The organism is Achromobacter sp. GbtcB20 (genome assembly GCF_019091095.1).
GTDB classification, from domain to species: domain Bacteria; phylum Pseudomonadota; class Gammaproteobacteria; order Burkholderiales; family Burkholderiaceae_B; genus Achromobacter; species Achromobacter mucicolens.
Genome location: NZ_JAGXJZ010000395.1, coordinates 1 through 313, shown reverse-complemented (window position 1 = coordinate 313; position 313 = coordinate 1). Strand labels below are relative to the sequence as shown.

The following is a 313-nucleotide window of genomic DNA, read 5'->3' as shown; positions in this document are numbered from 1 at the left end:
AGGGCGATCGGGTCGAGGCGCTCGTCATAGGCGCGTGCGAACTTCCCGAAAGCGAAGATCGCCAGCAGGAAAAACAGCTTGGACGCCAGCACCAGCGAGAGCTGCGGCGCAAACCCGGAGAAAAAGGCGAGCGCGCGCGCAACCAGCGGCAACAGAGCAAAGAAGGCCCAGTTCGCGGCGTCGCCGCGCGCATGCCCATGGGGAGAGAGGTCGTAGCCGCTCTGGACGATGCCGGCATACCAGCTGCAATCCCAGTTGCACAATTTGTCGTAGCCCTGGCCGGAGAGCAGCACCGCGGTCCACTCGATGAACT

The 313-nt window shown here is 63.9% G+C and carries 1 protein-coding gene; it reads right to left on the bottom strand.

The genetic code is table 11. The features are described 5' to 3' along the window. The coding region (locus tag KVT32_RS29475) for a hypothetical protein (RefSeq protein ID WP_217619359.1) at positions 1–313 on the bottom strand (313 nt) is incomplete at both ends.